This is a genomic window from Dokdonella soli (assembly GCF_039523175.1).
In the GTDB taxonomy this organism is placed as follows: Bacteria; Pseudomonadota; Gammaproteobacteria; order Xanthomonadales; family Rhodanobacteraceae; genus Dokdonella_A; species Dokdonella_A soli.
In genome coordinates this window covers 77,152-98,838 of record NZ_BAAAEU010000008.1, presented here as the reverse complement: position 1 = coordinate 98,838, position 21,687 = coordinate 77,152, and the positions used below count along the sequence as shown (strand labels likewise).

The 21,687-nt window shown below is 66.6% G+C and carries 18 protein-coding genes and 1 pseudogene; 5 read left to right on the top strand and 14 right to left on the bottom strand.

What is annotated here, in order from left to right; genetic code table 11:
* Nucleotides 1–19 precede the first annotated feature (19 nt).
* The gene (locus tag ABD002_RS10150) at nucleotides 20–4,987 is read left to right on the top strand and encodes an alpha-2-macroglobulin family protein (RefSeq protein WP_343790436.1); all 4,968 of its coding nucleotides are present in this window, start codon (nucleotides 20–22) and stop codon (nucleotides 4,985–4,987) included.
* A 164-nt stretch (nucleotides 4,988–5,151) separates the two neighbouring features.
* Entirely contained in the window at nucleotides 5,152–7,497 is a 2,346-nt protein-coding gene (pbpC, locus tag ABD002_RS10145) for a penicillin-binding protein 1C (RefSeq protein ID WP_343790433.1), read from the top strand.
* On the opposite strand, the gene folP is transcribed toward pbpC, so the two are convergent.
* The 3 genes from folP to rlmE form a co-directional block, all read right to left on the bottom strand.
* Nucleotides 7,494–8,384 (bottom strand): dihydropteroate synthase, encoded by an 891-nt coding sequence (folP, locus tag ABD002_RS10140; RefSeq protein ID WP_343790430.1) that lies wholly within the window; start codon nucleotides 8,382–8,384, stop codon nucleotides 7,494–7,496. The genes pbpC and folP overlap by 4 nt on opposite strands.
* Nucleotides 8,385–8,491: 107 nt before the next feature.
* Nucleotides 8,492–10,429: an ATP-dependent zinc metalloprotease FtsH gene (gene ftsH / locus ABD002_RS10135; protein ID WP_343790427.1), complete on the bottom strand. Its 1,938-nt coding sequence runs from the start codon at nucleotides 10,427–10,429 to the stop codon at nucleotides 8,492–8,494.
* An 88-nt stretch (nucleotides 10,430–10,517) separates the two neighbouring features.
* Nucleotides 10,518–11,147: a 23S rRNA (uridine(2552)-2'-O)-methyltransferase RlmE gene (gene rlmE / locus ABD002_RS10130; protein WP_343790424.1), complete on the bottom strand. Its 630-nt coding sequence runs from the start codon at nucleotides 11,145–11,147 to the stop codon at nucleotides 10,518–10,520.
* A gap of 153 nt (nucleotides 11,148–11,300) precedes the next feature.
* Here rlmE and yhbY point away from each other — a divergent pair, with 153 nt between their 5' ends.
* Together yhbY and ABD002_RS10120 are read left to right on the top strand one after the other, a co-directional pair.
* On the top strand, nucleotides 11,301–11,639 hold the full coding sequence (yhbY, locus tag ABD002_RS10125; RefSeq protein WP_343790421.1) for a ribosome assembly RNA-binding protein YhbY: 339 nt from the start codon (nucleotides 11,301–11,303) through the stop codon (nucleotides 11,637–11,639).
* Nucleotides 11,640–11,648: 9 nt separating this feature from the next.
* On the top strand, nucleotides 11,649–12,032 hold the full coding sequence (locus ABD002_RS10120) for an Mth938-like domain-containing protein (protein ID WP_343790418.1): 384 nt from the start codon (nucleotides 11,649–11,651) through the stop codon (nucleotides 12,030–12,032).
* Nucleotides 12,033–12,174: 142 nt separating this feature from the next.
* On the opposite strand, the gene ABD002_RS10115 is transcribed toward ABD002_RS10120, so the two are convergent.
* The 5 genes from ABD002_RS10115 to surE form a co-directional block, all read right to left on the bottom strand.
* Nucleotides 12,175–13,068 carry a sigma-70 family RNA polymerase sigma factor gene (locus ABD002_RS10115; RefSeq protein WP_343790415.1) on the bottom strand — a complete coding sequence of 298 codons (894 nt, stop codon included), beginning with the start codon at nucleotides 13,066–13,068 and terminating at the stop codon, nucleotides 12,175–12,177.
* A 288-nt stretch (nucleotides 13,069–13,356) separates the two neighbouring features.
* Entirely contained in the window at nucleotides 13,357–14,325 is a 969-nt protein-coding gene (locus tag ABD002_RS10110; protein ID WP_343790412.1) for a peptidoglycan DD-metalloendopeptidase family protein, read from the bottom strand.
* A 36-nt stretch (nucleotides 14,326–14,361) separates the two neighbouring features.
* Nucleotides 14,362–14,967, bottom strand: a complete 606-nt coding sequence (locus ABD002_RS10105; protein ID WP_343790409.1) for a YqaA family protein — start codon at nucleotides 14,965–14,967, stop codon at nucleotides 14,362–14,364.
* Between the two features lie 37 nt (nucleotides 14,968–15,004).
* Complete coding sequence (locus ABD002_RS10100) at nucleotides 15,005–15,682, bottom strand: protein-L-isoaspartate(D-aspartate) O-methyltransferase (protein WP_343790404.1); 678 nt, start codon at nucleotides 15,680–15,682, stop codon at nucleotides 15,005–15,007.
* A 52-nt stretch (nucleotides 15,683–15,734) separates the two neighbouring features.
* The gene (surE, locus tag ABD002_RS10095; RefSeq protein WP_343790402.1) at nucleotides 15,735–16,511 is read right to left on the bottom strand and encodes a 5'/3'-nucleotidase SurE; all 777 of its coding nucleotides are present in this window, start codon (nucleotides 16,509–16,511) and stop codon (nucleotides 15,735–15,737) included.
* A gap of 182 nt (nucleotides 16,512–16,693) precedes the next feature.
* On the opposite strand from surE, the gene ABD002_RS10090 reads away from it, so the two are divergent.
* Complete coding sequence (locus ABD002_RS10090; protein WP_343790399.1) at nucleotides 16,694–17,236, top strand: Smr/MutS family protein; 543 nt, start codon at nucleotides 16,694–16,696, stop codon at nucleotides 17,234–17,236.
* A 31-nt stretch (nucleotides 17,237–17,267) separates the two neighbouring features.
* Here the strand turns inward: ABD002_RS10090 and ABD002_RS10085 are convergent, their stop codons facing one another.
* From ABD002_RS10085 to eno, 6 genes and pseudogenes are all read right to left on the bottom strand, one after another.
* Nucleotides 17,268–17,489 (bottom strand): hypothetical protein, encoded by a 222-nt coding sequence (locus tag ABD002_RS10085; RefSeq protein WP_343790396.1) that lies wholly within the window; start codon nucleotides 17,487–17,489, stop codon nucleotides 17,268–17,270.
* Between the two features lie 120 nt (nucleotides 17,490–17,609).
* Nucleotides 17,610–18,635, bottom strand: a complete 1,026-nt coding sequence (gene truD / locus ABD002_RS10080) for a tRNA pseudouridine(13) synthase TruD (protein ID WP_343790393.1) — start codon at nucleotides 18,633–18,635, stop codon at nucleotides 17,610–17,612.
* A gap of 86 nt (nucleotides 18,636–18,721) precedes the next feature.
* A pseudogene (gene ispF, locus ABD002_RS10075) lies at nucleotides 18,722–19,189 on the bottom strand (2-C-methyl-D-erythritol 2,4-cyclodiphosphate synthase); the annotation flags it as partial.
* 136 nt (nucleotides 19,190–19,325) lie between these two features.
* Complete coding sequence (ispD, locus tag ABD002_RS10070; RefSeq protein ID WP_343790390.1) at nucleotides 19,326–20,036, bottom strand: 2-C-methyl-D-erythritol 4-phosphate cytidylyltransferase; 711 nt, start codon at nucleotides 20,034–20,036, stop codon at nucleotides 19,326–19,328.
* The gene (gene ftsB, locus ABD002_RS10065) at nucleotides 20,023–20,349 is read right to left on the bottom strand and encodes a cell division protein FtsB (RefSeq protein WP_343790387.1); all 327 of its coding nucleotides are present in this window, start codon (nucleotides 20,347–20,349) and stop codon (nucleotides 20,023–20,025) included. The genes ispD and ftsB overlap by 14 nt, the downstream gene beginning before the upstream one ends.
* Nucleotides 20,350–20,361: 12 nt before the next feature.
* The gene (gene eno, locus ABD002_RS10060; protein ID WP_343790384.1) at nucleotides 20,362–21,657 is read right to left on the bottom strand and encodes a phosphopyruvate hydratase; all 1,296 of its coding nucleotides are present in this window, start codon (nucleotides 21,655–21,657) and stop codon (nucleotides 20,362–20,364) included.
* Nucleotides 21,658–21,687: the final 30 nt, after the last annotated feature.

Here is a 21,687-nt window from a genome sequence, read left to right as displayed (position 1 = left end):
TCCACCGGGGGAGTTCACAATGGATCTGCGTTCACCCGTGTCCCGCCTGCGGCACGTCGGTACGATTCTGCTCATTATCGTTTCACTGCTCGTCGTCGCCTGCAACCGCCCGCACGAAGGCGTGCCGGACATGCAGGGCAAGAAGCCGGTCACCGCCGAGGCGGCGAAAACGGAAAAGCCGCAGGGCTTTGCACTCGGTTCCGCTCATCCCGAGCAATACCAGGGCCAGCTCGCGATCGCGCTGGAGTTCACGCAGCCGCTGGTCGGCACGCAGGCGTTCGACACGCTGATCGCGGTGACCGATGCCAAGGGCGCGGCGGTCCAGGGCAGCTGGGCGCTCGACCCCGACGGCAAGACACTGCGCTTTCCGTATGTGCAGGCCGATGCAAACTACACGCTGCGCATCAAGGGCGAGCTCGCCGCCGCCGACGGCAAGACGCTGGGCAGCGAGATCGGCCGGGAGGTCTATACCGGCCCGATGCAGCCCGCGGCCGGTTTTGCCTCGCAGGGCAGCGTGCTGCCGGCGCGCGAGACGCGTGGCCTGCCGGTCGTCTCGGTCAACGTCAAGGAGGTCGATGTCGAATTCCTGCGCGTGCACGACAAGGAGGTCGCGAATTTCTTCGCCGCGTACCAGAAGAACGGCAAACGCAGCGGCTGGGAACTGGATCCGCGCGGCGGCTGGTACGGACGCAAGGGCCGGCCGGTTGCCGACATCGCCGATTCGGTCTACTCGAACCGCTTCGTGCTCGCCGGCAAGGAGAACGAGCGCACGCTGAACTATCTGCCGATCCAGAACATCGGCGAACTGGCACAGCCGGGCCTGTACTTTGCAGTCATGAAGCGCGCCGGCACCTTCAGCGAGGAATACGAGACCAGCTTCTTCTTCGTCAGCGACATCGGCCTGCATACGCGCGCCTACAAGAACGCGCTGTTCGTGCACGCGGCGTCGCTCAGGAATGGCGAGCCGCTGGGCAGCGTCGAGCTTTCGGTGCTCGACGCGAAAGGCGAAGCCGTCGTCACCGGCGCGACCGATGCCAGCGGCAACGCGCAGCTTGCCTATGAACTCAAGGCCGACCAGGTGCTGGTCGCGAAGAGCGGCAAGGACGTCTCGCTGCTGCCGTTCAACCAGCCTGCACTGGATCTTTCCGATTTCGCTGTCGCCGGCCGCAAACAGGCCTGGTTCGACGTGTTCGGCTGGTCGGATCGCGATCTGTACCGCCCCGGCGAGACGATTCGCCTTTCCGCACTGCTGCGCGACCATGACGGCAACGCGATCAAGCCGCAGCCGCTGTTCCTGACGCTGAAGCAGCCGGATGGCCGCCCGTATGCCGAGGCGCAGCTCGATCCGAAGGACCTCAATTATTTCGAGTGGTCGCGCGAGATTCCGGTCGACGCGCCGACCGGGCGCTGGCAGGTCGAATTCCGTACCGATCCGAAATCGAAGGAAGCGACCCAGGGCCTGACCTTCCGCATCGAGGAGTTCCTGCCGGAACGCCTGAAGCTGAATCTTTCGACGGCACAAGCCGTGCTCAAACCCGGCGAGTCGCTGAAACTCGCCGTCGAAGGCGACTATTTGTACGGCGCGCCCGCCTCCGGCAACCGCTTCACCGCGCGCCTGACCCTGGCTGCCGACCAGCACCCGGTCGACGCGCACAAGGACTTCTTCTTCGGCGATCCGACCATCGAGCTGCCAAAGGAAGCGAAAGACGTCATCGACGACAAGCTCGACGAGCACGGCAAGCTCGAACAGGACATTCCCATTCTCGGCACGGAGAGACCGGCCGCGCCGATCGCGGCGATGCTCTCCGGCAGCGTCTACGAAACGGGCGGCCGCACGGTCACGCGCACCCTGAAACGCACGGTATGGCCGGCCGATGCGCTGGTCGGCATCCGTCCGCTGTTCGACCTCAAGGACGGCTCCGATGCGCGCGCGCGCGCCGGCTTCGAGGTGATCCGCAGCAACGCGGCCGGCGACCTGCTCGCCGGCCAGCATCTCAAGCTCACCCTGGTGCGCGAATCCCGCGACTATCGCTGGGTCTTCGACAACGAGAGCGGCTGGCACTTCGACTACAACCAGCGCTACGAAAATGCGGAGTCGCGCGAACTCGACGTCGAAGCCGGCAAGGTGCTGAAGTTCGACGTGCCGGTCGAATGGGGCAACTACCGCGTCGAGGTTCTCGATCCGGTCACCGGCCTGATCACGCGCCTGCCGTTCTACGCCGGCTGGAGCTGGAACGACGACAACCGCGGCAAGGAAGCGCGCCCGGACAAGGTCAAGCTCGCGCTCGATAAGCCGACCTATCGCGCCGGCGACACGCTAAAGGTCACGGTCACCCCGCCGCAGGCGGGCCAGGGCCTGCTGCTGGTCGAATCCGACCACCTGCTTTACACGAGGAACATCGACGCCAAGCCCGGCGCGACGTTCGAGATCCCGGTCACCCAGGACTGGGAACGCCATGACGTCTACGTGACCGCTCTGGTGTTCCGCGGCGGCTCCGCGGTCGAGAAGACCACACCGGCGCGCGCGGTCGGCGAGGCGTTCGTGCCGATCGACCGCAGCGGACGCAAGATCGACGTGCAGATCGACGCGCCGAAGCAGATGAAGCCGGAAACGGATCTGCCGGTCACCGTCAAGGCACCCGCGCTCGCCGGCAAGAAGGCCTACGTCACGGTGTCCGCGGTCGACGTCGGCATCCTCAACATCACGCGCTTCGCGCGCCCCGACGCAAACGCCTGGTTCTTCGCCCAGCGCGCGCTCGGCATCGACGCCTACGATCTCTACGGCCGCGTCATCGAGAGCTTCGACGGCAACACCGCGAAGCTCCGCTACGGCGGCGACATGGCACTGGCCGCGTTGCCGCAGGCGCGCCGTCCGACTGCTAAGGTGCTGACGGTGGACCTGTTCTCCGGCGTCGTCGCGCTCGATGCCAAGGGCGAGGCCAAGGTCGCGCTGAAGATGCCGGACTTCAACGGCAGCGTGCGCGTGACCGCGCTCGTGTTCGGCGAGAACCAGTACGGCGGCACCGATGCGGAAACCATCGTGCGCGCGCCCCTGGTCGCGGAAATCTCCACGCCGCGGGTATTGGCGCCGGGCGACAAGTCCGCGCTCACGCTCGATCTGCAGAATTTCTCGGGCGCCGAGCACGAGTTCACCGTGAAGGTCGCCGCGAACAAACCGCTGTCAATCGAGAAAGGCGAGCGCAAGGTCAAGCTCGCCGACAACGCGAAGACCACCTTGAACTTCCCTCTTGGAGCACTCGATGGCTATGGCGTCGGCAAGATCAATGTCACTGCCTCGAGTGGCGACATCAAGATCGACCGTCATTTCGAGATGACCGTGCGCGCGGCGTGGCCGAGCGTACTGCGCTCGACGCCGCGCACCCTCGACAAGCTGGAGCCGGTCACACTCGGCGCCGACACGATCGATGGCCTGCTCGCCGACTCGGTCAATGCGCGGCTGACCGTTTCCAGCCTGCCGCCGCTGCCGTTCGCCAGTGCACTGAAGGATCTGCTGAAGTATCCGTACGGCTGCATCGAGCAGACCACGAGCAAGGGCTTTGGCTCGCTGTTGCTGGACGAGAAGACCGCCGAGAACCTGCACGTGGATGGCCTGCCGCCGGATCAGCGCAAGGCCAGGGTCGACGGCGCGATCGGGCGCATCGCCTCGATGCAGATCCCGTCCGGGCATTTTTCGATGTGGGGCGGCGACAGCTACGTCAGCGAGATCATCACACCGTACGTCGTCGAATTTCTCGAGGACGCGCGCGACGAAGGCTTCACGGTGCCGGATGATCTTTTGCAGAAGGCGCTGAAGCGGCTCAACGACGACCTGCTCTCCGGCGGTCATCCGTATTACAACTACGAGCACAGCGACCACCTGCGCTTTGCGGACGAGGCGTACTCCGGCTACGTGCTCGCGCGCGTCAACCGCGCTCCGCTCGGCACGCTGCGCGCGCTCTACGACAACGATCGCACGAAGTCTGTCACCGCGTTGCCTCTTGTGCATCTGGGCATTGCATTGAAACTCATGGGTGATCAGCCGCGGGCGGAGAAAGCCATTGCCGAGGCGTTCGCGAAAAAGGTCGAGCGCCCGTGGTACCTGGGCGACTACGGCTCGAACCTGCGCGACACCGCGCTGATGATCGCGCTGACGCACCGCTATGGTCTGTCCAAGCCCGAATACGACGGCCGCGTGTTCGACATCGCGAGGTCGCTGACCAACGAAGAACACCAGGCCGACGATCGCCAGCGCAAGTACGGCTGGCGCTGGATGTATCTCAGCACGCAGGAGCAGATCGCGATCGCGCGCCTCGGCAAGACGCTGATCAAGGACGGCGACACCGTCGTCTCGGGCACGCTTGCGATCGGCGCCGCGTCGAATCCGATCAGCCCGGATCGCCTCTGGAGCCGTGAGTTCGGCGCGAGCGAGCTCGCCTCCGGCGTGCGCTTCACCCCACAGGGCGATCTGCCGCTGTACGTCAGCACCGATATCGCCGGCGTGCCGAAGACTGCCCCGCCCGTCGACGACCACTATGTTGCGGTCCAGCGCCAGTTCTACACGCTGGACGGTAAACCCTGGGAGCCGGCGGCGCTGAAGGAAGGCGACAGCCTGATCGTCGGACTGAAACTGGAAGCACGCGAGGCTATGCCGGACGCGCTGCTGGTCGACCTGCTGCCCGGCGGCCTGGAAATCGAGAACTTCAACCTGACCGACGCCAAGCAGTGGGCCGACGTCGTCGTCGACGGCATCACGATCACCGATCGCGCGCAAGCCGCGGAGGTCCGCCACGAGGAGTTCCGCGACGACCGCTACGTCGCCGCGCTGAAGCTCGACAAGGGCCAGACCGCACACGTGTTCTACCTGGTCCGCGCAGTATCGCCCGGCACGTTCCAGGTGCCGCCGCCGCTGGTCGAGGACATGTACAAGCCCGAGGTGCGCGGCATCGGCAAGAGCGTGCCGGCGTCGGTCAAGGTCGTCGAGCCGTAGCACCGAAGCCGCGCTTTGAAGCCCTCCCCTTGAAGGGGAGGGCTAGAGCAGGCAACGGCCCCGGCCATGCAAACGCACAGCGACGACTTCGCTTTGAAACCCTCCCCTTCAAGGGGAGGGTTTGGGTGGGGATGGGTTTCGCGCAACGGCGCAGGTTTGTCGAAATGACGCCGCGCCTGCGCCGCCTGACGAAGCGCTTCGCACTCGCTGCGCTACTGCTGATAGCGGGCGTGATCCTGCTCGACCGCCTGTTCCCGTTGCCCTTGCCCGACGCAAGCGGTGGCAGCACCGTGGTGCTCGCGCGCGACGGCACGCCGCTGCGCGCGTTTCCCGACAGCGACGGGGTCTGGCGCTATCCGATCCAGCTGCAGGATGTCTCGCCGCTGTACATCCAGGCGCTGCTGACCTACGAGGACCGCTGGTTCTGGCGCCATCCCGGCGTCAACCCGTTCGCACTCGCGCGCGCGGCCGCGCAGTGGGTCGTGCATCGCCGACTCGTTTCCGGCGGTTCGACGTTGACGATGCAGGTCGCGCGCATCCTCGACGGCACGCCGCACAGCGCAGCCGGCAAGCTGCGCCAGATCCTGCGTGCGCTGCAGCTCGAGGCGCACCTGTCCAAGCGCGAAATCCTGACCGTGTATCTGGATCGCGCGCCATTTGGAGGCACCATCGAGGGCGTAGAAGCCGCATCGTGGGCCTATCTGGGGAAACCGGCATCGCGCCTGTCGCGCGCCGAGGCGGCGCTGCTCACGGTGCTGCCGCAGATGCCGAGCCGGCTGCGGCCCGACCGCAACGCCGAAGCGGCACGTGGGGCGCGTGACAAGGTGCTCGATCGCATGGCCCAGCTCGGCGTGTGGACGCGCGGCGAAGTGCGCGATGCCGAGATCGAATCGGTCGCCGCGCGCGCCTTGCAACCCCCTCTGTCCGCCGCTCTGCTGGCCGAGCGCCTGCATGCGGAGCAGCCTGAAGCGCACCGCATCGCGACGACGATCGATGCCGAACTGCAACGCGCGCTCGAAGCGCGGGTGACGGATTATCTTGCGCGCCTGCCTGACCGCACGTCGGCGGCCCTGATGGTCGTAGATAACGCGACATTGGAAGCGCGCGCCTACGTCGGCTCGGCCGCATTCGGCGACGAACAGCGCCTCGGACACGTCGACATGGTGCGCGCGTGGCGCTCGCCCGGATCAACGCTGAAGCCGTTCCTGTACGGGCTCGCGCTCGACGATGGCCTGATCGATTCGGAGAGCTTGCTGATCGACGCGCCGCAGTCGTTCGGCAGCTATCGGCCCGGCAACTTCGACCTCGCCTACAACGGCCCCATCGGAGCAGCGGAAGCGCTGCGGCTTTCGTTGAACGTACCCGCCGTCGACCTGCTCGACCGTGTCGGCCCCACGCGCTTCGCCGCGCGCCTGGCCAACGCCGGACTCGATCTGCGCCTGCCGCGTGGCGTGCAACCGAACCTGTCGGTGATCCTCGGCGGCGCCGGCGTGCGCATGGAGGACCTGGTCGGCGCCTACACCGCGCTGAACCGTGCCGGCGTGGGCGGACGCGTGCGCTATGCGCAAGACGACACGATGACTGAACGCCGCGTGCTCTCCGACGGCGCGGCGTGGATCGTGCGCGACATCCTCGAGGCGAACCCACGCCCGGGCTACTCACCCGGCACGTTCGATCCGGGCTCCCGTCCGAGAGTCGCGTGGAAGACTGGCACCAGCTATGGCTTCCGCGATGCCTGGGCGGTCGGAGCGACGCGGCGCTACACGGTTGCGGTCTGGATCGGCCGCCCGGACGGCACACCGCTGCCGGGCCAGTACGGTGCAGTCACCGCGCTGCCGCTGATGTTCCAGGTCGTGGACAGCTTGCCGCGCAACGCGCTCTCGGCGGCGCCGGAACCGCCGCCGGCCGGCGTTACGCAGACCGATGTCTGCTGGCCGCTCGGCCTCGCGTTCGATCCCACGCATGCGGAGCTTTGCCACCAGAAGCGCACCGCCTGGGTACTCAACGGTGTAATCCCGCCGACACTGCCCGAACGCGACGCGACGAGCTGGAGTGCCGGCCTCGTGCACTTGCGCACCGATGCGGACACGGGTGCGCGTCTCGGCGCCACCTGCACGGCCGCGCGAATCACGGAAGTGGAGATCGCGCGCTGGCCAGCCCTCGCCTATCCGTGGCTGTCACGCGATCTGCGCCACCGCGCCAGCCTGCCGCCGCTCGCGAGAGGCTGCGCGTCTGACGGACTCGATGCGAGCCAGCCGATCCGCATCGACGGCATCGCCGACCGCGCCGCGATCGCGCGCGCGCCGAACAGCGATAAGCCCGCCACGTTGCGCCTGCGCGCGCTTGGCGCCGGCGGCGACGTGCTCTGGCTGGTGAATGGCAAGCTCGAAGGCGAGACACGCGGTGCGCAGTCGTTCGAGCACGCGTTCGCCGAACCCGGCGACCAGACGATCACTGCGCTCGCCGCCAGCGGCGCCTACGCGCAGCTGCAGGTGCGCGTGCTGCGCTAATCGTCGTCCCAGAGCGACGTCTTTTTCGCAGGCGCAACGCGTTTCGCGGGTGCGGAATCGGCTACTGCATGCCATACGGCCAACGCATCGCGCGTGATCGCGACATCATGCACGCGCACGATCACGGCACCGTTCTGCACCGCAATCAACGCAGCGGCTGCGGAACCAGCGGCGCGTTCGGCGGGATTCTGGTGGCCGGTCAGCGCGCCGATCATCGACTTGCGCGACAGCCCGGCCATCACCGGCGCCAGTTCCGGGAAGCGACCGAGCTCGCGCAACAGGGCAAGGTTGTGCTCCAGCGTCTTGCCGAAACCGAAGCCGGGGTCGATCAGGATCTTCTTCTTGTCGATGCCGGCCATCTGGCAGGCGAACAGGCGCTCGGCAAGGAAACGGTGCACGTCGCCAACGACGTCGTCGTAGTGCGGTGCGTCCTGCATCGTGCGCGGCTCGCCCTGCATGTGCATCAGGCAGACCGGCACGCCGAGTGCAGCGGCCGCATCAAGCGCGCCATCGCGACGCAATGCGTACACGTCATTGATCAGCCCCGCGCCGGCCGCGACCGCCGCACGCATGACCTCGGGTTTCGACGTGTCGACCGAAATCGGCACCGACGTCCGTTTCGCCAACGCCTCGATGACCGGCACGATTCTCGCGATTTCGTCCGCGGCGCTGACTTCGCCCGCACCCGGCCGCGTCGATTCGCCGCCGATGTCGAGCAGATCCGCACCTTCCTCGACGAGTCTCAGTCCGTGCTCGATCGCGCGTTGCGGATCCAGAAATTCGCCGCCATCGGAGAACGAATCAGCGGTGACATTGACGATGCCGCAGATGCGTGCGCGATCGAGCACGAGTTCGCGGCCATGGCAGTCGATCGTTTTCGCGAACATGCGGACCCCCTAACGAAAAGGGCCGCCCAATGGCGACCCTTGTGAGGCTCGCCCTTCGATACCTCAGGGCGAACGGCATTCCGGAATCATGTCCAGCATATCGAAGGTCAATCGATGCGCACGCGCGGCTGCACCGCTGGCCCGCCGATCGGGCTCTCGCCGCGCGGCTTGCTGCCGCCCGAGCCGGACCCCGGTTTCGAATCGCTGGTCCAGTCCTTCGGCGGGTTGGGGACCTGGCCGGCCATGATCGCGGCGATCTGCTCGCGGTCGATGGTCTCGTACTGCAGCAGCGCGGCAGCCATCGCCTCGAGCTTGGGCATGTTCGTGGTCAGGATGCCGCGCGCGCGTTCGTAGGCGCGATCGATCACGCCACGCACGACCGCGTCGATCTTGCGTGCAGTCTCCTCGGAGACGTGCTTGTGCTGGGTCACCGAGCGACCGAGGAACACTTCATCTTCCTCGTCGGCGTAAGTCATCGGGCCGAGCTCTTCCGAAAGACCGTATTTCGTGACCATATCGCGTGCGAGCTGGGTCGCTCGCTGGATGTCGTTCGAAGCGCCGGTGGTGACCTTGTCCTCGCCGAAGATCAGTTCCTCGGCGACGCGGCCGCCGTACAGGCTGGCGAGGCGGCTTTCCAGCGAACTCTTGGAATAACTGTAGCGGTCAGCTTCCGGCAGGAACATCGTCACGCCGAGCGCCCGGCCGCGCGGAATGATCGTGACCTTGTGCACCGGATCGTGCTCGGGCACGGACAGGCCGACGATCGCGTGACCCGCCTCGTGATAGGCGGTCAGCTTCTTCTCGTCATCGCTCATGATCATCGAGCGTCGCTCGGCGCCCATCATGATCTTGTCCTTGGCGCGCTCGAAGTCCTGCATGCTGACCTCGCGCGAATTGCCGCGTGCGGCGAACAGCGCAGCCTCATTGACGAGATTGGCGAGGTCGGCGCCGGAGAAGCCCGGCGTGCCGCGCGCGATCGTCAGCGGCTCGACGTCGTTCGAGACCGGCACCTTGCGCATATGCACCTTCAGGATCTGCTCGCGGCCCTTCACGTCCGGCAGTGGCACAACGACCTGGCGATCGAAACGACCCGGGCGCAGCAGCGCAGGATCGAGGACGTCCGGGCGGTTCGTCGCGGCGATCACGATCACGCCCTCGCTGCCCTCGAAGCCATCCATCTCGACCAGCAACTGGTTCAGCGTCTGCTCGCGTTCGTCATGACCGCCACCGAGGCCGGCACCGCGATGGCGGCCGACCGCGTCGATTTCGTCGATGAAGATAATGCACGGCGCGTGTTTCTTGGCCTGCTCGAACATGTCGCGCACGCGCGCGGCGCCGACGCCGACGAACATCTCGACGAAATCGGAGCCGGAGATCGAGAAGAACGGCACCTTGGCCTCACCCGCGATCGCCTTCGCAAGCAGCGTCTTGCCGGTGCCGGGCGAGCCGACCATCAGCACGCCGCGCGGGATCTTGCCGCCGAGCTTGGTGAACTTGGACGGATCGCGCAGGAACTCGACGAGTTCGGACACTTCTTCCTTCGCCTCGTCGCAGCCGGCGACATCGGCGAACGTGATCTTGACCTGGTCCTCGCCCTGCAACTTGGCGCGCGAACGCCCGAACGACATCGCGCCGCGCCCGCCGGCGCCGGCCTGCATCTGGCGCATGAAGTAGATCAGCAGGCCGATGAAGATCAGGATCGGCACCCAGTCGAGCAGGATGCGCCACAACGGCATCACGTTGTCCTGGGGCGTCTGACGGACCTCGACGTTGGCCTTGGCGAGCAGTTCCAGCAACTGCGGGTTGCCGTCGATCGGCACCGTGGTCGAAACCGAGTTGCCGTCCTTGAGCTTCGCGGTCGCCTTCGACGGCACCTCGGCGCTGAGCACGACCGAGGCGATACCGCCGTTGCCGATCTGCTGCGTGAAATCCGAATACGGCACGTCGGACGGTGCCGCCGTACGCGGATTGAAGCTCTGGAACACGGTCAGCAGGACGACCGCGATGATCACCCAGAGCAGCAGATTCTTGGCCATGTCGTTCACGATGCGAGTCCCTCGCAAGAGCCCGCACATCCATGTGCGGACTTCTCACGGAATGCAAAAACGGTGATCCAGTTGACGTCGAACACGCTCATTTATCTCCTGCGCGCTTGCCGGTGGCCAGCGCATAGACTTCAGGGCTGCGCGGCCGCGAGGCCTTCGGTTTACGGATGCTGACGCGCTCATAGCCTGCACGCAAGCGCCTTACGAAATCGTCAAAACCTTCGCCCTGGAACACTTTGGTCAGGAATGCGCCGCCGGTGCGCAGATGCGCCGCCGCGAATTCCTCGGCCAATTCCACCAGATGCATCGAACGCGGCTGGTCGACGGCGGTCATGCCGCTGAAATTGGGGGCCATGTCCGAAAGCACAAGATCAACCATGGCGCCGCCCAGCGCCTGTTTCAATTGCTCAAGCACCGCGTCCTCACGGAAGTCGCCCAAGATGAACTCGACCCCGCCGATGCCCTGCATCGGCAGGATATCCAGTGCGATCACGCGGCCCTTGTCGCCGAGCCGCTCGCGCGCAACCTGCGACCAGCCGCCGGGCGCCGCGCCGAGATCGACGATCACCATGCCGGGCTTGAGCAGGCGATCGCGCTCGATCAGCTCCTCGAGCTTGAACACCGCGCGCGAGCGCCAACCCTCGGCCTGCGCGCGCTTCACGTACGGGTCGCTGAAATGTTCCTTGAGCCAGCGGGAGCTGGATTTGCTGCGCGCCATCGCCTCGAAGCCTTGAAGAACAGCGATGTCGCTCCTGTTGAAAAGTCCGCACATGGATGTGCGGACTCTTGCGAAGGACTCGCATACATTCCGCATGATACCCTGTGCGGCTCGCGCACCGCTGCGCCGCCCGTCCCCATTCGGTTTGCGTTCATGAGCCTGACCCCGTCCCAGAAGCGCTACCTGCGCGGTTTCGCCCACGACCTGAAGCCGGTGATCCTGGTCGGCCAGAAAGGCGTGACGCCGGCCCTGCTCAAGGAGTTCGATGGCGCGCTGGAGCACCACGAGCTGGTCAAGGTCAAGCTCGCCGACGACGATCGCGAATCGCGCGCCGAGTCGATCGAGCAGATCCGCGCCAGTTCCGGCGCCGAGCTCGTGCAGACGATCGGCCGCACCGCCAGCTTCTACCGGCGCAATCCGGACAAGGCGCAGTTCGACGAAATGCGAGTCCCTCGCAAGAACCCGCACGTCCGTGTGCGGACTTCTGAATAAACAGCGCCCGTGCAGTTCACCCAGGACCTGCCCGAAGGCTATTTGTTCTTCCGCAACTGCACGGCGGATGCGGTGACCATCGTCGACCGTGTGCTGACGCGCAGCTTCCTGCTTGCACCGGACCGGCTCGTCGAGGATTGGCCGGTGGTTACGGCCGACCAGTTCGATCTCACCGCCGTCGATGCGGTCGCCGCGCTCGATCCCGAGGTCGTCCTGCTGGGCACCGGTGCGCGCCAGGTATTTCCGCCGCGCGAGGCCCAGGCCGCGCTGCTGCGCCGGCGCATCGGCATCGAGGTCATGGACAATGCCGCGGCGTGCCGCACCTACAACCTGCTCGCCGGCGAAGGACGTCGCGTCGTCGCGGCGATCATGCTGCCTGCAAGTTCACCCTAGGACGGCCTTCGCAGGAGCGGCTTCAGCCGCGATGCTTTAAGCCCTCCCCTTCAAGGGGAGGGTTGGGTGGGGATGGTGTTCGCCACGCGACAAGCATCGCGGCTGAAGCCGCTCCTACCGAAAATGCGGGACGCCTTACGATTCATTCGCCAGTACGTTCGTGCGAAAGCTTGCGCAGACGGCGCAGCGCGTCTTCCTGGATCTGCCGCGCGCGTTCGCGCGAGATGCCAAGGTCGCGGCCAATCTCGGCCAGTGACTGTACCGGCGTGCCGTCGAGACCGAAACGGCGCTGCAGCACGAGGCGCTGGCGTTCGTTGAGTGCGGCCATCAGGGTGCCGAGCCGCTCGCTGCTGATCGCTGCGGAGCTGTCACCTGACGCCGCCTCCTCGCGTTCCTGGATATGCCCGATCAGCGCGCGCTCGCCGGAGGAGTCGACCGCATCGAGCGAACCGACGCGCTCGCCGACACGGAACAATTCGGCGACGTCCTGCACGCTCTTGCCTGCCACCGTGGCGATCTGCTCAAGACTCGGTGGCGCGCCAAGGCGCGCGGCGAGTTCGCGTTCCGCGCGCAGCACCTGCGCGAGTTCGCGCAGTATGTGCACCGGCAGGCGCACGGTGCGCCCCTGGTTCATGATCGCCGACTGCACGGCCTCGCGGATCCACCAGACCGCGTAGGTCGAGAACCGCAGGCGGCGTGACGGATCGAATTTACCGACCGCCCGGATCAGGCCGAGATTGCCCTCGGCGATGAGGTCCAGCAGCGGCACGCCACGCCCGACATACGGTCGCGCGACGGAAACGACCAGTCGCAGGTTCGCCTCGATCATGCGCCGGCGCGCCTCGGCGTCACCGGCCTGCACGCGCTCGGCCAGCGCCCATTCTCCTGCGGCATCGAGCAGCGGAATCAGGCCGATCTCGCCCAGATACGCGCTGGTCGAGCTGCGCGCCTCCTCGTCCTGCGGCTCGATCGCATCGACCAGATCGAGGATGTCCTCAGGCGCGGAATCGGGTTCGTCGGGAATCGGTGCGCTCACCAGGGATGCTCTGATCTATTCCGCGCAGGCGTCACCGGTCGGTCTGCCCGCAGATCGAGGCGCGTCGGCGAAGGCAGACGGGCGGTCTGTCGAGCCGGCGCAGCGACGAGCCGCGGGCAGACGGACCGGCCCGGCGTGATGGCAAACGACAGGATGATGTCCAGAAAGCCCGCGTAGCGGCGCGCCCGGCTTTCCCAGGCAACCCGCCTGGGCGGCGCCACGCGCCCCACTTGGAAAACCTTCTGGACATCATGCCGCCTGTGCGGAATAGATCAGAGCTTAGCGCCATCAATGGCGCGGCAGATAGTCGATCGGATTCGCCGGCTTGCCGTTCTTGCGGATCTCGAAATGCAGCGAATCCCGGTTTGCGCTGCTCGAGCCCATCTCGGCGATCACCTGTCCGGACTTCACACGGTCGCCTTCCTTGACCAGGCGCTTGCGGTTGTGGCCGTAGGCAGACAGGAAACCGGGACTGTGCTTGACGATGATCAACTCGCCGTAACCGATCAGACCGTTGCCGCTGTAGACCACGCTGCCGTCGGCCGCCGCACGCACCGGATCGCCGGACTTGCCGGCGATGTCGATGCCTTGCCGGGTCTGATCGCCAGCGACGAAACCTGCGACGACCTGACCATCCGCCGGCCAGCGCCAGGCGACCTCGCTGGAGGACACCGTCGCCGCGCTGGACGGTGGTGGTGGTGGCGACGGCACCGGTTTCGCAGCCGCTTCCGTGGCGACCGCTGGAGCGTTTGGAGCGGGTGCGCTCGGCATCACGGGCGACGATGCCGCGGGCGGCGGATTCGGTGCTGCGACGGGCGAGGACTGCCCGGCCACCGTCTCGAACGGCGCTGGTTTCGGCACGGCCGGCCCCGTCGGGGCAGACGGTTTCACTGGCGCGGGCGTGGGTGTGGCGGCAGTGACCGGGTGCTGCGTCGTTGTTGGTACAGCGGCTGCAACGGGTGCGCCCGTGGAATGCGGCGCGACTCGCAGCTCCTGGCCGACATAGATCGTGTACGGCGCCGAGATGCCATTCCAACCCGCCAGCTCGCGGTAATCGACGCCATGCCGGAACGCGATGCTGTAGAGCGTGTCGCCGCGCTGCACGCGATAGCTGGCGCCCGGCTGGGCGGATGGGCGGGCGGTTTCCTTCCGCGCGCCAGGCGTCGCCCTCGGCGCACCGAGGCTGCGATCCTCGACGGGCGCCGGACCGGTCGACGCACAAGCCGCGAGCAGCAGCGCGGCGACCGGAGCAGCCATCCGCATGATCCTAAAATATCGTTTCATAACAATATTTTATCGGATAAACCTGAAGTAGATAAACAAGCCAACGATCAGCGCGACCAGTGCCCAGCCGATCCATTCGATCCAACGGTGCAGCGCCTCTTCGGCTCGCTTGCCGCCGAGCCGGATCAGGCCGGCGAGCAGGAACACACGCTTGCCGCGGCCAACGAACATGCTGGCGACAAATGCAGGCAAGGGTATCCCGACAATCCCCGAAGCCCAGGTGAAAATTTTCAACGGCACCGGCGTGAAGCCGGCCAGCACCAGCGTCCAGAACGCGGTCCACGGATGCAGCGCGACGTCCTGCTTCAACTGCTCGACCAACGCATCGATGCGCGGCAACCAGCCGAGATCGGCGAACAGCGGGCGCAACGCATCAAACGCGTAGTGACCGAGCGCATAACCGACCAGCGCTCCGAGCAGCGAACCGGCCAGGCTGATCGTCGCGAAGCGCGCCCAGCGTTGCGGCTTGGCGAGCACCATCGGCGCGAGCATGATCTCCGGCGCGACCGGAAAGATGATCGCCTCGACGAAGCTCAACAGCGCGAGATACCAGGCGGCCTGCGGATGCGCGGCCCAGCGAAGCGCATGCTCGTACAACGGACGGAACAACTTCATCGCGCGGCCTCCCTGCCCGGATCGGTGACAGACGCCCTCATTCAGTACCCCCGAGCAGGGGCACGAAGCTGACCGCGCCGAGCGATTCGCGCAGCCAGCCGTCTGCACCGGCGCGCACGCGCAACAGCGTCTGCCGCCCGGCCGGGCCGACTGGCGCGACCAGGCAGCCATCCTCCGCGAGCTGGTCCAGCAGCGCATGCTCGAGCTCGGCGCCGGCTGCGGTCACGATGATCGCGTCGAACGGCGCCTCGTCCGGCCAGCCAAGCCGGCCGTCATCGTGACGCGAGCGGATGTTGGCGAGGCCGAGCTTGCGGAAACGCCGCCGCGCGTTGCGCAGCAGCTCGTCGATGCGCTCGACCGTATAGACCTGCTCGACCAGCTGCGCGAGTACCGCGCATTGGTAACCGGAGCCGGTGCCGACCTCGAGCACGCGACGCGGCAGGCGCTGCTCGATCAGCGCCTCGGTCATGCGTGCGACCACCCACGGCTGCGAGATCGTCTGGCCTTGCCCGATCGGCAATGCGGTGTCCTCGTAGGCGCGCGAGGCCAGCGCCTCGTCGATGAACAGGTGGCGTGGCAGTTGGCGCATCACCTCGAGCACGCGGCGGTCGCGGATGCCTTCCGCAGCCAGGCGCTCGATCAGGCGATCGCGCGCGCGCTGCGAGGTCATACCGAGCCCGCGCGTGGCCGGATCGCGCCGTGAGAACAGACTCATAACAGCGGACTCATGACAGCAGGCTCATGGCAGCGCACTCATGCACGACGCCTCACGCCGCGTCGCCGAGATTCGGCTGCAGCGCGGCGACCCAGCCGCTGACCTTCTCCAGAGCCTGGAAACGGGTCAGGTCGACATGGATCGGCGTGATCGAGACATAGCCATCGCGGACGGCATTGAAATCGGTGCCCGGGCCGTCATCGGCCGCCTCGCCCGGCGGACCGATCCAGTAGATCGGACGGCCGCGCGGATCGGTCTGCGCGACGCACGGCGCCGAGCGATGGCGGCGACCGAGCCGGGTCACTGCGAGACCGCGGATCTCATTCCACGGCCGGTCCGGCACGTTCACGTTGAGGATCGTGTCGGCCGGCAGCGGATCGACGAGCAGGCGCCGCATCAGCAGCAGCACCGCTTCGGCGGCGCTGTCGTAATGCGTGCCCTTGTGGTCCGTCGACGCCAGCGAGACGGCGATCGCCGGCAGACCGAGGAAGCGCCCTTCCATCGCCGCGGAGACCGTGCCCGAATAGATCACGTCATCGCCGAGGTTGGCTGAGTTGTTGATGCCGGAGACGACGATGTCCGGCTCATGATCGAGCAGACCGGACAGCGCCAGATGCACGCAATCGGTCGGCGTGCCGGCAATGCGCCAGCGGCCGTCCTCGAGGCGTGTCGCGCGGATCGGCTGGTCCAGGGTCAGCGAATTGCTGGCACCGGAGCGGTCGCGGTCCGGTGCGACCACGGTCACGTCACCGACCGCGGCGAGGCGCTGCGCGAGCACGCGGATGCCCGGTGCGTCGACGCCATCATCATTGCTGACCAGAACTCGCATGCGGCTTCCTGCGCGGCGCCCGGCGCGAAACGTCCGCAACGCATGGCGAACGATACCGTTGGGGCATCTTGGTGGGAACATGGAATGATAGCGGATTCACGGCGTGCGCCGCAGTCGCAGCGGGCGATCGCGCACGCATGTCGCGGACACGACTCCTCGAGTGTTTCTGCTAGCCTGCCTGCATGGCCGCTCGTGACGAAAACAAGGACGATGCCCACCTGTTCCGCGAGGCGATTGGCGGTGTGCGTCCACTGCGGCAGGCTTACGCCGATGCCCCGCCACGACCACGACCGCCGCCCGAACCGATCCAGGCGCTGCGCGATGAGGCCAGCGTGCGCGACGAACTGCTGACGCACGCAATCGATCCGGCCGCGATCGAGGGCGGCGACGAAATCAGCTACCTGAAACCGGGTCAACCGCCACGTCTGCTGAAACGCTTGCGTCGCGGGCTTTTCAGCATCCGTGCGGAGATCGACCTGCACGAAATGAGCAGCGCGGTTGCGCGCGACGCGATCCGCCTGTTTCTCGACGACTGCCTTCGCCAAGGCGAACTCTGCGTGCGCATCGTGCACGGCAAAGGCCTGCGTTCGAAGGCGCAGGGCCCAGTGTTGAAGCAACTCACCGATTCACTGCTGCGCCGGCGCGCGGACGTGCTGGCCTTCACGTCAGCACGTCCCGCTCAGGGCGGTACCGGCGCGGTGATCGTGCTGCTGCAGCGAAGCTAGAGCCTGACTTCTGCCGCCCAGGCTCCTGGGCTCAGGTGCCGCTCGGCCTGGGGCTGCGCCGGGTCGGATAGTTCACCCAGACCACAGTCGCGTGGCGCCGCTCGGCCCACTGGTTCACCGCGACGACCTTGCCGTAGTCGATATCACTGTCCATGGATCCGCTGCGGGCGATGCCATTACGACCTGCGCTGCCCGCACACGCCGACAGCCCGAGACTGACGGCAGCTGCCGCACCGATTGCCAGCCATTTCATGACGACCTCCGCTTCGAAGAGCGGTCGGCGCGCCGATCGCGTCGGCCGTGGGGAGACTATAGACCCGCCTATCGAGGCGCGGGAGTGCCATCCGTCGCCGAAACCGGGCGTTTCGACGCACTAAGCCGAAAACTCGGCCCAATCGCACAATTCACGCAACACGGTCGTAGCGAAAGCACCCTGCGCGAGCTGGAAATCCAGCACCAGGCCGCCGTCCGGCAACCATTCGTGGACGAGATCGCGTGCGCCGAGACGCAGCGCGCGACGCTCCTGTTCGAGCCCGGCGCGCTGCAAGCCCTCGGCGAGGGCACGCCCGGGCTCAATGGCAGCACGTTCCAGAGCGCGCACCTGCCCCTCGCTGCGCAACTCGCCCCTGCCCCACAGCGGCCCGGTCGGATGGATGTCGAACGCGGCCAGGCGCGCGGCCAGATCGGCGTTCCAGGGTTCCGGACCGAACACCGAATGCGAGCCGTCGAGCATCCAGACCTCGCCGTCGAGCGCGCGATCCCAGCTCGCGTCCGCCACGCGCGTCGCGAGCACGGCGTTGAACAGCTCCGAACGCGCCGCCGACAGCGCGAAACCGCGTTGCGCGCGCGGCATGCGCCGGCCCGCGAACAGCGCTTCGGCGAGCGCGAGATTCTGGCCGTCACGACCGAAGCGCTGCTCACCGAAATAATTCGGCACGCCGCGTTCGCGGATCGTCAGGAGCTTCGTCTCGACCTGATCGAGTTCACCCCGCACGTCGCGCAGGCGGATCCGGAACCGGTTGCCGCGATGCGCACCGCGCTTGAGCTTGCGGTTGTGGCGGGTTGCCGAGATGACGCTGACGCCGGGAATCGCGAGCGCTGCCCAGTCAGGATCCGCGCGACCGGGCAATTGCACGCTGAAGCTCTGGCGCGTGACCGCGTGGCGGTCCTTGAGCCCCGCGTAACCGACCGCAACCGGCGCGACGCCGGCCACCTCCGCAAGCTGACGCGCAACCCACTCGGTGTTCGCATCGGTCTTCTCGACGAGCAGGAACGCGTGCTCGCCCTCTCCTGCCGGCTCGAAGCCGAGGATCTCCTCGACACGGAAATCCGTGGGCTCGGCGCGCAGCCGCCCGGCGATCGGAGGTCCGCCGTGTGCATACGGCAGTGGCTGGCTCATCCTCCTTCCAGATCCGGTTCGAGGCGGCCGACCAGGGCGCGCAGTTCGGGCGTGCTGCCCACGCTGACATTGACCTTCTCGCGGCGCCGCTGCAGCAACACGACTGCGGACGCGGCGATGCCCTCGCCACGTCCGGTAAAACCCAGCTTCTCGCTGGTCGTCGCCTTGACGCTGACGTCGCCGATCGCGCAGCCGAGGTCGATCGAGAGGTTGCGCCGCATCGCATCCACATGCGGTCCGATCTTCGGCCGCTCGCAGATCACGGTGATGTCGGCGTTGGCGAGCTCGTAGCGGCGCTCGATCATCAGCGCCGCGCAATGCAGCAGGAGGTGCCGGCTGTTGACGTCCTTCCAACGCGGATCACCCGGCGGAAAGTGATGGCCGATGTCGCCGAGCGCGAGCGCGCCGAGCAAGGCGTCGCAGAGCGCATGGATCACCACATCGCCGTCCGAATGCGCGATGAGACCCCGCTCATGCAGGATATGCACGCCGGCAAGCACAACGTGGTCGCCGGGTCCGAATGCATGAACGTCGATGCCTTGTCCGATGCGCATGAGAAGGGCCAGGGGCTAGGAATTGGGATCGGGGAGCGAAGGCATAGGAATCGGAGCCCGCGCCAGACGCGAAGCTTGGACAGAAACGGCATGTTTGTCACACCGCCGGATTCCCGCGCCCTCGCTGCTCATTTTCTCATCCCTGCTTCAGAAGGAATTCCGCCAGTGCGAGATCGGCCGCCGTCGTCACCTTGATATTGCTCTCGGCGCCCTCGACCAGCAAAGGGCGGTGGCCGATGCGCTCCATTGCCATCGCCTCGTCGGTGACTGCAACACCGTCGCGTTCCGCTTGCTCGAGCGCCATGGTCAGTTCGCCGCGGCGGAACATCTGCGGCGTCAATGCACGCCAGCGCGCCTCGCGCGGCTCTGTCGCGACGACGCGCGCGGCGCGGTCGCCGAGTTTCAATGTGTCGCGCAACGGTGCCGCGAGCAACGCGCCGCCAGCCGGAACGCCGTACTCGATCAAGCGTTCGATATCGCCTGCCAGTACGCAGGGCCGTGCGGCGTCATGAACCAGCACGAACGCGTCCTCGCTGACCGATTCCGGCAGTGCATGCAGTCCGGCCAGCACCGAACCGCTGCGCTCGGCGGCGCCGCTCGCGGTGAGCACCGGTTTTCCGGCAATCGACTCCAGCTTTGGCCAGTGCGGATCATCGACGGCGAGCACGACCATCAATCCGGCGATCCGCTGCGTCGCTGCCAATCGACGCAGCGTCCAGATGAGCAGCGGCTCGCCGTCCAGCTCGACGTACTGCTTTGGCCGTTCCGCGCCGAACCGCGCGCCGCGCCCCGCCGCGGGCACGACGCACCAGAGCCGATCAATGCCGGGCCGATCAATGCCGGTCATTGGCATTCGTGTTGTCGCCGGATTTCGCGCCATCCGCGGCGGGCTCGACGACCTGATAGAACGTCTCGCCGGGCTTCAGCAGGCCGAGTTCGGACCGCGCGCGCTCCTCGATCGCCTCGTCGCCGTGCTTGAGGTCGTCGACCTCGGCCGAGAGGGTCTCGTTGCGCGTCTTCAGCTTCGCGTTCTCGGCCTTCTGCTCCTCGACCCGTTGGCGCAGGCGCCAGACCTCGCGCATGCCACCCGGCCCGGTCCACAGGTGTACCTGCAGAGCGATCAGCAGGATCAGCAGGATCAGCGCGAGATAGCGCAGCACGCGCGCGACACCTCAGCGACCGAAGTTCGGCAGGCTCGGGAACGCGTCCTTGCCGGCGTAACGCGCTGCGGAACCGAGCGCTTCCTCGATGCGCAGCAATTGGTTGTACTTGGCGACACGGTCGGAGCGGCACAGCGAGCCGGTCTTGATCTGCGTCGCGGCGGTCGACACCGACAGGTCGGCGATCGTGGTGTCCTCGGTCTCGCCGGAACGGTGCGAGATGATCGAGGCGTACTTCGCCGCATCGGCCATCGCGATCGCGTCCAGCGTCTCGGTCAAGGTGCCGATCTGGTTGACCTTGATCAGGATCGCGTTCGCGATGTGCCGGTCGATGCCTTCCTTGAGAATGGCCGTATTCGTCACGAACAGGTCATCGCCGACCAGCTGCACGCTCTTGCCGAGCTTGTCGGTCAGCAGCTTCCAGCCGTCCCAATCGCCTTCGGCCATGCCGTCCTCGATCGTGACGATCGGATACTTCGCGCACCAGCCGGCGAGGAAGTCGGTGAACTGCGCGGAGGTCAGCACCTTGCCCTCGCCTTCGAGGTGGTAGGCGCCGTTCTTGTAGAACTCGGAGCTGGCGACGTCGAGGCCGAGATAAATGTCGGAGCCGACCTTGTAGCCGGCCTTGGCGATCGCTTCGAGGATCGTCTCGACCGCTTCCTCGTTCGACTTCAGGTTCGGCGCGAAGCCGCCCTCGTCGCCGACCGCGGTATTCAGACCGCGACCCTTCAGCACCGACTTCAGCGCATGGAAGATCTCGGTACCCGCGCGCAGCGCCTCGGCGAAATTCGGCAGGCCGACCGGCAGAATCATGAACTCCTGCATGTCGACATTGTTGTCCGCATGCGCACCGCCGTTGATGATGTTCATCATCGGCACCGGCAGGCGCGCCGCGCGATCGCCGGCGAGATGCTTCCACAGTGGCACATGCTTCGAAGCCGCGACCGCATGGGCGTTCGCGAGCGAAACGCCGAGCAGCGCGTTCGCGCCGAGCTTGCCCTTGTTCGATGTTCCGTCGAGCGCGATCAGCTTCGCGTCAAGCCCGCGCTGGTCGTTCGCATCGACTCCCTTCAGCGCATTCGCAATCGTCGTGTTGACGTTCGCGACCGCATTCCTGACGCCCTTGCCGAGGTAGCGCGCCTTGTCGCCGTCGCGGAGTTCCACCGCCTCACGCGAGCCGGTCGACGCGCCGGACGGTACCGCGGCGCGGCCGAACGAACCGTCGGCCAACGTGACTTCGGCTTCGAGGGTGGGGTTGCCGCGGGAGTCGAGGATTTCGCGGGCGTGGATGCGAACTATTTCGGTCATTGCTGGGTCCGGTCGAATGGTTGAAGGAAG